9 protein-coding genes and 1 pseudogene are annotated in these 10,101 nt (G+C 64.7%); 3 read left to right on the plus strand and 7 right to left on the minus strand.

Annotated features, from left to right (window positions below):
- Nucleotides 1-394 precede the first annotated feature (394 nt).
- The 3 genes and pseudogenes from AB0M95_RS33295 (at nucleotide 395) to AB0M95_RS33305 (ending at nucleotide 2,355) form a co-directional block, all read left to right on the plus strand.
- A complete protein-coding gene (locus AB0M95_RS33295; protein WP_363773293.1) occupies nucleotides 395-946 on the plus strand; it encodes a hypothetical protein in 552 nt (183 codons plus the stop codon).
- Nucleotides 947-1,009: 63 nt separating this feature from the next.
- Nucleotides 1,010-1,225 (plus strand): annotated as a pseudogene (locus tag AB0M95_RS33300) (transposase); the annotation flags it as partial.
- Between the two features lie 95 nt (nucleotides 1,226-1,320).
- Entirely contained in the window at nucleotides 1,321-2,355 is a 1,035-nt protein-coding gene (locus tag AB0M95_RS33305; protein WP_363773296.1) for an integrase core domain-containing protein, read from the plus strand.
- A gap of 174 nt (nucleotides 2,356-2,529) precedes the next feature.
- Here the strand turns inward: AB0M95_RS33305 and AB0M95_RS33310 are convergent, their stop codons facing one another.
- The 7 genes from AB0M95_RS33310 to AB0M95_RS33340 form a co-directional block, all read right to left on the minus strand.
- Nucleotides 2,530-3,822, minus strand: coding sequence for an ATP-grasp domain-containing protein (locus tag AB0M95_RS33310; RefSeq protein WP_363773299.1), 1,293 nt, complete (start codon nucleotides 3,820-3,822; stop codon nucleotides 2,530-2,532).
- Nucleotides 3,809-4,834, minus strand: a complete 1,026-nt coding sequence (locus AB0M95_RS33315; RefSeq protein WP_363773302.1) for a TauD/TfdA family dioxygenase — start codon at nucleotides 4,832-4,834, stop codon at nucleotides 3,809-3,811. The genes AB0M95_RS33310 and AB0M95_RS33315 overlap by 14 nt, the downstream gene beginning before the upstream one ends.
- Nucleotides 4,803-6,125 (minus strand): methylaspartate mutase, encoded by a 1,323-nt coding sequence (locus AB0M95_RS33320; protein WP_363773305.1) that lies wholly within the window; start codon nucleotides 6,123-6,125, stop codon nucleotides 4,803-4,805. Before AB0M95_RS33320 ends, AB0M95_RS33315 begins: the two co-directional genes overlap by 32 nt.
- 12 nt (nucleotides 6,126-6,137) lie before the next feature.
- Nucleotides 6,138-6,581 carry a cobalamin-dependent protein gene (locus tag AB0M95_RS33325; RefSeq protein ID WP_363773308.1) on the minus strand — a complete coding sequence of 148 codons (444 nt, stop codon included), beginning with the start codon at nucleotides 6,579-6,581 and terminating at the stop codon, nucleotides 6,138-6,140.
- A gap of 74 nt (nucleotides 6,582-6,655) precedes the next feature.
- Nucleotides 6,656-7,591, minus strand: a complete 936-nt coding sequence (locus AB0M95_RS33330) for a diiron oxygenase (protein WP_363773311.1) — start codon at nucleotides 7,589-7,591, stop codon at nucleotides 6,656-6,658.
- On the minus strand, nucleotides 7,588-8,847 hold the full coding sequence (gene ectB, locus AB0M95_RS33335; RefSeq protein WP_363773314.1) for a diaminobutyrate--2-oxoglutarate transaminase: 1,260 nt from the start codon (nucleotides 8,845-8,847) through the stop codon (nucleotides 7,588-7,590). The genes AB0M95_RS33330 and ectB overlap by 4 nt, the downstream gene beginning before the upstream one ends.
- 17 nt (nucleotides 8,848-8,864) lie before the next feature.
- The gene (locus AB0M95_RS33340) at nucleotides 8,865-10,100 is read right to left on the minus strand and encodes an ATP-grasp domain-containing protein (protein ID WP_363773317.1); all 1,236 of its coding nucleotides are present in this window, start codon (nucleotides 10,098-10,100) and stop codon (nucleotides 8,865-8,867) included.
- Between the last annotated feature and the right edge of the window lies 1 nt (nucleotide 10,101).

Below are 10,101 nucleotides of genomic sequence, written 5' to 3' on the forward strand. Positions count from 1 at the left end.
GGAGGGCCAAGAATCCTCCATCTCTTACGCAGCACCACATCAAGAAACTGCGCCTACACCAGCAGCTCCTTTCGGCGTTCGTGACACACTCAGGGGTAGAGGGGTCGCTCCCTCCACCGGATGTCCAACGGAGAACTCTCCAGGACCAACCGGGGACACGGCGTGCACGGAAACCGTCCGGAACCGGTACAAGCCCATGAGCTGGGATGAGTCCCTTCGCGGCGGCAGGGGAAGATGCAGCCCTGGCAAGGATTGCTCCACCGCTCCGTTGCTGCTTTGAGGAGAACCGAACAGAGAGCGGGTTCAGCTACCGCACCACGATCATCAATGTCAGCCGCCTGTTCGACTATGATCCGTTCTAGGTCAAGATCGTCAAGGAGGAGGGATGTTGGCCGTGACCGAGCCCCTTCAGGCCATCACAGCCCGCATGTCCGTCCCCGAGGGCCAGTACGCCGTCTCCGGCACCGGCACCGGCCCCGACGCCGACACCGCCATTCCCTGCCCTGACAGCATCGACCCCACTGGTCTGATGGCTGCGGGCACCGACGGCGCGCTTGTCATCACCGGCGCCGACTATGAAGAGATCACCCTCACCGTGCAACTGTGGGACACCCCTCCTCCGCTGGAGCTCACCCCGTGGAGCGATTGCGTCGAGGACTCCTACACGGCCACCGGCCAGGTCTACCTGCACGACGTCGAGGGCCGAACGCCGCGGAACCTGCCGGACCTGGCCTTCGCCGGTCCCGGCAGCTACCGTTTCCGCCTCAGCGTCCGGGGTCGCGACGAGGCGGCCTTCGGTGCGGAAGATGCCGAGAACGAGGCCCCCGGCAGCTGCGCAGAGGAACACCTCCTGCAAATCTGGCCCGCCGCGCCCGCCCCCGCTGTGAGCCACAAGCTCACCGACCAGGTCGGCGCCGAGTGGCGCAGAAGCAGCGCAGAGCGCTAATCAGGGCTGACCAAGCTCGGCCCGGAGCTGCGAGAACCGCTGCCAACGACACGGTCGGCGTGGCTGGGTGACGACGGGCGCTGGTGCCGTCAGGGTGGCCGAATACCTCTTGACCGTTACCCATTGGACCTCACCGATGCGCAGTGGGAGTTGATCGAGCCTTTACTACCCGAGCCGAACAGCGGCGGGCGCCCGGAGAAGCATCCGCGCAGGGAGATCGTGAATGCAATCCTGTACGTGGTGCGCTCGGGCTGCCCTTGGCGGTATCTGCCTACCGACCTTGTAGGTGCCGAAAACCCCATCCATGGGCTGTGACCTACCGGTTCTCGACACAGCTGAAGACCACAAGGCGGGGTACGCCAGGATGATGCATCGTGCTGCTGCGACTGCCCTACCTGGCGCTCACGAGCCTGTTCGCCATCGTACGGCTGCTGCCGATGAGCGACACCAACAAGGACATCGAAATCTTGGCGCTGCGCCACCAACTCGTCGTCCTGCAACGTCAGATTGACAAACCCCGCCTCACCCGATCCGACCGGGCGTTCCTCGCCGCTCTGCTCCACCAACTCCCCCGGCTCAGGCTGCGACAGCTCCACCTGATCGTCTCCCCCGACACCGTCCTACGCCGGCACCGCGACCTACTACGCCGCCACCACGCCAAGGCATCCCGCCCGAAACGGCCTGGCCGGCCGCCCACCCACCGCCGCATCCAAACCCTCGTCCTGCGCCTGGCCCGGGAGAACCCGAACTGGGGCTACCGACGCATCCATGGCGAGCCGGCCATGTCGGCAATCAAGGTCGCCCCCTCCACGGTATGGGAGATCCTCCACCGCAATGGGATCGAGCCCGCACCTCAGCGCGACCGCCAGACCTGGAGCACCTTCCTGCGCAGCCAAGCGCAGGCCATTCTCGCTGCTGACTTCTTCGAGACCCAGACCCTGACCCTGACCGGCGTGCGGCTGTACGTCTACGCCGTCATCGAGCACGCCACCCGCCGCGTCCGCGTCCTCGGCGCCACCGCCCACCCCACCGCAGCCTGGACCACCCAACTCGCGAGGAACCTCGTCATGGACCTCCACGACGCCGGCGCCACGACGAAGTACCTGGTCCGGGACCGCGACCGCGACAGCAGGTACGCGGCCGCATTCGACGCGGTCTTCGAAGACAAAGGCATCGCCATCGTCAAGACCGGCATCCGCGTACCGCGCATGAACGCAATCACGGAACGCTGGGTGCGCTCGTGTAGAGCCGAGCTCCTCGACCGCACCTTGATCGTGAACCTGACCCACCTGAGGCACGCGCTCCGCGAGTACGAATCCTTCTACAACGAACACCGGTCCCACCGGACTCTCCGCGCCGCGGCTCCCTTGCGCCCGCCACCCAACCGATCACCGCACCGGAACAGCTGAACGGCCTCGACGTCCGCCAGCGCGATCGACTCGGCGGCATCCTCCACGAGTACCAACGCGCCGCCTGAGCTGCACGGATGAGGTTTTCGGCACGTACAGGCACATGCGCCACAGTTCAGGCGGAGCCATACGCGCCATGACATGAAACGCAGGCGAGCAGGCCCCGCCACATGTTCAGGCGGACCTGGCGGTAAGGCCGCCGGGGACGAGCAAGTCCCGGATTTCGTGGAGAATTCGGGGTTCAAGAAAACGATGGCGGGCGTTCAGCTCATTTATAGCCTTGACGAACGAAGGCTCCTCACCGAACTCACATGACGCAACCATGTTGCCGCCGTAATCCTGCCCGCTTATCCGTAAGGTTCCGGCCCTAACCACGTCGATCGCGGCCGCAGCGTCGCGAAGCAGGGACGGCGTCGGATCGGTGATAGGGAACTCCAGTGCCCACCTGATGCCCGTAAGGGACGTCCGGCGAGGGTCCGGCCAGTTCTGGAGCGCCATATTAAGCAGCTCGACGTAGGTGTTGCGGCCGGAGGCCACGATGGACAGCAATGTCGTCCCCGAGACGCGAGGATTGATCTCGATCACGTGGTAGACGCCATCCCGGTAGATCATCTCAACCTCGAGGGCACCGTTGACGTCCAACTCTGAGCAGAGCCGGACCAAGCGCTCGGCGACGTCCTCGAAGTTCCTCTCGGCCTCCGGTCTGGGCCCGGCATAGCGGACCAATCCAAACAGGAAAGAGGGCTCGCCTCCCGTCCTGCCCTTCCACACGAGGGGTTGCACGTGATAGGTGCCGACCCTGCCAATGATCTCAACCGAACATAGTTCGCCATCCAGACACCGCTCCAGCAACGTGTTGCCGTCGAGCGGGGAACGGAGGTACTCCGCCAGGGCGGCCGGGTTCCCCAGGTAGCGGATGCCGTTCCCAAAGCTGTCCCACAACGGCTTGCTGAGCAAGGGGAAGCCGATCTCGTTCGCCCTGCGGGCAAGGTAGTCGCGGTAGCCAGGCATGGGAACGGTCCTCCCGTTCAACACATCGCCGTCAACCGCGACGTCGTCAGGCACACAGAACCCGGCGCGGCGCAGGAGCGCCTTGGTCTCGGCCTTGTTGGCCAGCAGACACGTAGTCTCCGCACCGTGCATGACATTCGCTACACCATCGGCGGCCAGTTCGGCAGCGACCAGGGCGTCCCGCAACGCGTTCTCATCACGCAGCGAGATCGAGACAAATGCGTTGGCTCCCCACCGCCGGATCTGCTCCGCGATCTGGCGGGGAGTCGCGTCTGTGGGCACCCTCTCTGACGGGCCGGGGAAGTCACCAGGGCCGCAGTCTCCGTCGGTGAAGAACAGTTTCGCTTCAGCCCCGGCCGCGCGGAGGTGCTCGTCCAGTTGCTGCACGTGGGGCGCGGCCCGGTGGATCTCGACGGTGCGGAGGAACGCCACCCGTCCTGCTTCAGGCGTGGACACGTCGGCTCCCGGCCTCCGCTCGCCCGCGGATGTTCCAGAGGCTGCGCCGGATGTAGGTGCGCTGCAGCCAGCGGTCTCGACCGTCGTACTGAGCGCTGAACTGGGTTCGGGCGTGCAGACCTTTGCGATTGTTGATCAACAGTGCCTGGCCGGGCATCAGCCGCACCACACTGGCCACCTCCGGAGCCCGGCAGGCGACCTGGAGCTGCTCCAAGGCATCAGCCGCCTCGGGGGTGAGGCAGCGTACGCCGTTGGCCGCGACCGCGATCTCGGGGGCGTGACCAGGCCCGGAGAGTATCGCGATGGGGTCGGAGTAGACCTCCTTGCCCCCCGCGAACATGCGCACGTACCCGCCGGGCGCGTTGAGCTGGAACAGCGGCGAGCGCAGGATCTCCACAGCGTCTCGGTCGAGGACGTGCAGGACATCTCGAGCGTCGGCGTACCACGTCTCGGCCTCAGCGACCGGGTCGGCGCGCAAGCAATTGAGTACTAAAAAGTCCGGATTGCTGATGTCGTAGCGGCCACTCGGGTCGTGGACGATGTCATTGTGGAAGTTGAGGAAGACTTTCGAGCCCTGGCTGGTCTGAGTTGTGGCGCCAGGCTCGGTAGGGATCACGTCGTGCACCACACGGCCTTCCTTCTCCGTGACGAATCCGACCGGCTCGCCGAGCAGCCCTGATAACCCGAGCAGCACACCTTCTGCGACGAAGCTCGACTTGCCGGCGCACGGCCCACCGTTGGGAGGCGTCGGTGGGAGATCCGGCTCCGTCGGCAGATTGCTGATCAGCATCACGCCGGGAGTGTCGATGTGACGTCCGAAGTCGAGGATGGCCCGCAGCATCGGAAGCGGGAGCAGGGCAAAGATCTGGTGGGCGCGTGTCATGGCATCGTCGACGTCCAACGTGGGGTCGGGCAGGATGAGCAGCCGGTGGAGAATATCGTCGCGGACATCATTGGTTAGAGCCAGCTCGATCAGGCCATTACCCGGCCGCTGCTGCTCGGTCATCGTCATGGTTGTTGCCTTCCTTGTAGACATGGTCGGGATCGCTGTCATTGCGCGGGCTGCCATGATCGTGGCTGTCGAATCGGCGACGGTTGTAGTCGAGCATGCTGAGCAGGCCAGCGGAGGAGATCCGGGCCGTTCGGGCGGGCGAGTACGCCGCGATGGGCATGCCTCCCGTCGATGCCCACTGCAGCCGCCCTACGGGGTCGATGATCGCCCGGGCTTGGTTGGGATTGTCGGGATGCAGACAGTAGGGCACGTCGAGCAGCCCTCGCCGGAAGGCAGAGACCAACGCGGTGCCCACCGATGAGTGCTGTTCGAGCACGGCATCGATGAGTGTGCGGGCCTCCTGGTAGATGTCGTGGCCGTCATCGTGGGCACCGCCGAGCGCCGTATCCCGTGCTGCAGCGGCCGCCCACTTCAGCGCCTCCACGTTCTCCCCGATGGTGGGAATCCGGAATGCCTCGGCGACGGTCTTTACGATGAGGCGCTCACTGCCGGTGAGCGCCGCCAGCCGGGCGCTCTGGCCAAGCAGGGATAACGCTCCCTTGCGGCTCTTTGGGTAGACCCCCATGTAGGTATAGATGGTGACGTGCCAAGCGGCCTCGCCGATCCGTTCGTCGGCCAGCCTGCGCAGGGCCCTGATCGCTTCGATGTCTTGCTGCTGGTTTGTCTGCTGCGCGTAGCTCAGTGAGATGCTCCGCACTCCGTGCTGGAGGAAGAAGAGCGCTTCCAGGATGTTCAGGGCGACCAGTAGTCCAGGGGGGCAGAGCTGCCCGAGCATGCAGCCGCCGAATGTCTCCAGGTGGACCGGACCGCCCGGCCCTTCGTAGGCGGCCAGCAGTTCGCAAGAGCGCGCCCATTCTGCCACCACCGCGTACAGCGGTTCCCTGCTGTACGGCAGACAGTACGAGATCGGACCGCCCTCTGTCGCGGTAATACCAGCCGCAAGCATCTCCTGGAAGATCGCGTACGGTCGCGCGGAACCGTGCCGGAGCTGGATCGGGAAGATGCTCTGGTCGAACTCCGCGATCAGCTCGCGGGTCATGGCCGCCCCGTGCGCAATTAGCGGAAACCCGTTCAACGGCGTGCCATGCAGCAATTCCTCGCGGGCCCGCCGTAGATCGCCCGTCCTTGTGAAGCTGTCCAGCGTGATCGTGCCGACGGCCTCGACCCCTGCGTCGCGCACGGACCGCAGGCCCTCCAACATGCGCACCGGGTCGGAGAATCCCATCCGGGACTGCACCACCATCTCGCCGCTGCCCGCGACCCGCCCGCCAAAGAAACCCAGACCTATCAATGGATCTCCACCTCATCCAGCAGCAGCTCTGCCGAGGTGGGTGAGAAAACGCTGGAACTCCCGCACCGAATCAGCGGTGGCGAAGACACCGTCGAAACCCAGGCGCAGTAGCATCTGGATATCGTCGTCTGCCACTGTCCCTTCGACATTGAGCTTGCCACCGATCACTACAGCAAGACTTCGCAACTCGGCGCGTTCGCGGACCTGGCGGATATATCCGGGCGCCTCGATGAGCCCATGGCCGTTGACCGTGCTCAGGACGAGGAGCTGGGGTCGTTCCTTGAGGCAGCCGGCGACCAGTTCTTCGACTGGGACGCAGGCTCCGAGGTTCCGCACCGTGAATCCGTATTCTTCGAGCAGGAGCTGCAGGAATACGAGATTCCAGGTGTGCGCATCTGATGCAATGGTGGATACTACAGCACGAGGCTTATTCAGCTCTTTTCCTATAGTTCTCATCCATCCCCGTTCAAATGAAGTCGAGCGTGTTTAGAAATACGACCACGAGGGCGGGATACACCTAGGAATATGAGTCATATTTCCGTCCCAGTAGGCGAAACGAGCGCCACGTCGATGTCCATTTCCCGAGCCAGGCGTTCGACGCCGGAGAAGTCTCGGACCAGCAAGGAGTTTCCGCTGTCGCGTTTGCAGTCCTCGACGATATCCGTGGCCTGCTTGATCCCAACATGTTGCAGAATCCTCGGCCACGCCTCGTAATCCTGCGCGGCGAAGGCCCGGACTGCCTTGGGCAGAGCTTGCCCGAAGCTGCGCTGCTGCACCGGACTCATGTGAGCGTAGAGCTCTCTGGCTACCTCCACCATCACGGACCCGTGCGCGGCCTCATCGCGAGCGTGCAGCCTGGGCACCAGGGCGTGCATCGGTTGGATCGTCTCGTCCCGGGAGAGCAGCTCCAAGTAAGCGTTCACACTCACTTCGGTCACCGTGGTCCACACCAGAGCGAGTAGATCTCGGTGCCAACCGTCGGAGACCTTTTCCTGCTCAGCCACCAGGTCCCGATAGGTCACCGCGTGCGGATAGACCGGCTCGCATCCGAGCTCACGCACCTCACGGGTGTGGTGCATGGCCATCATGTGCATGTAGGTGTGCCACGTCTCGTCAACGTGTGCCTGCTGCACTGCCTGCTTGACCTCGATGCGGTCGCTGCCGGGAAACACTCCGTGCACGATCTTCGCAAACGTGGGATTGGCTATTTGCTCCTCGGCGGTTATGACACGGGCGTTGTACATCAACCAGGCGTGCGTGAGCACGGCCTGACGCTTTTCGAACGGAGCGTCGACGAAATCGGGATGTTCAGCGAAGGGCAGGAATTTAACTGGATAGTCCGGCACATGCGGGTCGTGCTCTCTCGGGGCAGCCAGGACATCCATATGACTGCGAATGGTTGCTCTCCGCGGCCAAGCTGCGGATAGCCGCCGCAGCATGTCCGCCCCGATCTCGGTGTCTGTCATCGCATCGCCGCCTTCCTCGTGGAGACGACCTCTTGAATGGTGTCTTCGAGAATGTCCATGCCGCTGTGCAAGGCCTCGTCGTCGATGGTCAACGGTGGCATGATCTTCACGACCTGGTTCGCCGCGCCGGAAGTTTCGAGCAGGAGGCCTTTACTGAACGCTGCCAGCGAGATCTCGGTGGCGAGAGACTCTTCAGCGAAGAACAAGCCCTTCAACAGGCCTCGGCCGCGCTCCGCAGCACCGAGCGAAGTGAGCCTGTGCACCCGCTCGGCCAGCAGCAAGCATTTCTTGTCCAGATCGGCAACGAACTGCGGCGACGACCACAGGTCGAGAGCCGCCGTGGCGGTGACAAAAGCGAGGTTGTGCCCACGAAAGGTGCCGCTGTGCTCGCCGGGGCTTTGCAGGTCGAGGTCAGGCCGGATCAAGGTGAGCGCCATCGGCAGTCCGTAGCCACTGATCGACTTGGCCAGGCAGACGATGTCAGGCCGCAGGCCGGACTCCTCGAAGCTGAAGAAGGAGCCGGTACGGCCACAGCCGGCCTGGATGTCATCGACGATCAGGACGATGCCCCGTTCGCGTGCCGTTCGTTCCACCCTCCGCAGCCATCGTGGTCCGGCGACGGCCAGCCCTCCCTCACCCTGCACGGTTTCCAGGACGATCGCCGCCGGCGCATCAATCCCGCTGCCAGGGTCGTCTAGCAGCCGTTCCAGGTAGTCCACGGTGTCGACGCCCTCGCCTAGATAACCGTCGTACGGCAAGCGGGTGACCCCGTCCAAAGGCAGACCGGATGCCGCTCTTTTGCCCAAGTTCCCCGCCAGGGCGAGGGCTCCTAGCGACATGCCATGGAAACCGTTGGTGAAGGCGATCACGTTGGTACGGCCGGTCGCCCTACGCGCAACCTTCAGCGCGGCCTCAATCGCGTTGGCACCGGTGGGACCGGTAAATTGGACCCGGTAGGCAAGTCCGCGGGGACGCAGGACGACGCCGTCTAATCGACGCAACAGGTCTGCCTTGGCCTCGGTGTGAAGGTCCATGGTGTGGACGGGGCCGTCGGCCGCCAGGTAGCCGAGGAGCGCCGCCTTGATCGCCGGATGATTGTGACCATAGTTCAGCGCTCCCGCCCCGGACAGAAAGTCGATGTAGGAACGCCCTTCCTGGTCCCAAAGTGTGTGCCCGCGCGCCTTGACGAAGACTGCGGGGAACCTCCGGCAGTAGGTCCTGACGTTGGATTCAAGTTCGTCGAAGATGGTGGTCATGGCTGTCTCCTGGTTCGTTAGTCGTCGTACGCAACGCAGTCGGCTGCAGCGCTCTCCAGGTGTCGGATGACCGGGGGCAGCACGGCCGGATGATCGGCCTCGGCCCAGATGGTGAACACCCGCTCTAGGCCACCACGCCGCCAGTCGAGCGACTGGCCGATCCGCACACCGCCGTCCACCGCCCAGACCCCTGGGTGGGAGCGGAACGAGAAGGGCTCGCACGCCTCCCGCACGGTGACCTGCCTGAGCGGCGGCAGGACGCGGAAAGCGAGCACGCACCGATCGAAGACCGGCTCCCTTGGCTTGACGTCCTGGTCCAGGGCGATCTCAAGCGCAAGCCGGATCGGGTCGAGATCACTGGCCCGGCGCAGCAGCCGCCCCGTGGTGCCGCCCATCCGACCGTTGACCTCGATCACCCGCGGCCCATCCGGGGTGAACTTGATCTCCACGTGGGAGATACCAGTGGTGATGCCTACCGCGTGGATGGCCGCCTCGGCCACCTCCAGCACCTGATCGCGGTAAGCTCCTGGCAGGCTGTCCGGCGCCACAAAGCCGGTCTCTCTGAACGGCGGGGTCAGCGGAAGCCGTTCGACCACCGCGAAGTGCCAGCAGCGGCCGCGGCTCACGGCGGTCTCGACCGAGCAGTAGTCCCCAAGCCAGGGCGAGGAGGGGTGCTGGCCTGGGGATAGCATTTCCTCCACGACCCAGTCTCCCGAGTCGGACGAAGGGCTGATCGCCCGGACATCGGCCCAGGACGCACAGGGGTATACGTCTACGCTTGCTGTGCCACGCGCGGGCTTGATGACGGCTGGCAGGCCGATCTCCCGCACGGCCCGTTCGAAGTCCTCCGGCCCCTCGACAGTGACCTGCCGGAGCGGCGTCACCCCACTGCCGTTCAGCACCGCCCGTTGCCGTGCCTTGTCAGTGAGCGCGGTGACGACCTCCGGCGAGTGGAAGGGCAGCCCGAGATGACGGGCCAGCCGCGCGGTCTCGGCCAGCATGAACTCGCTGTAAGTGGTGATCCCCTGCACACTGCCCGCGAGCAGAGTGCCAATGGCCTCGTCCGAGAGGTCGGCGAGGTCGAACGTGTCAGCCATCTCCTCCATGAAGGGCAGGACGAACCGGGTGTGCTCCTGGTTGCTGTCAACGACGAAGGCCACCTCGCACAGCCCGTCCGCGGCATCCATGATCTCCGCGGGGCTGGCGGAGCCGAGGGCGTACACAACCAGGACGGTCGAAAGCGCTGAGGTCACG

Origin of the sequence: Sphaerisporangium sp. NPDC051017, assembly GCF_040683095.1 — a bacterium.
Classification (GTDB): domain Bacteria; phylum Actinomycetota; class Actinomycetes; order Streptosporangiales; family Streptosporangiaceae; genus Sphaerisporangium.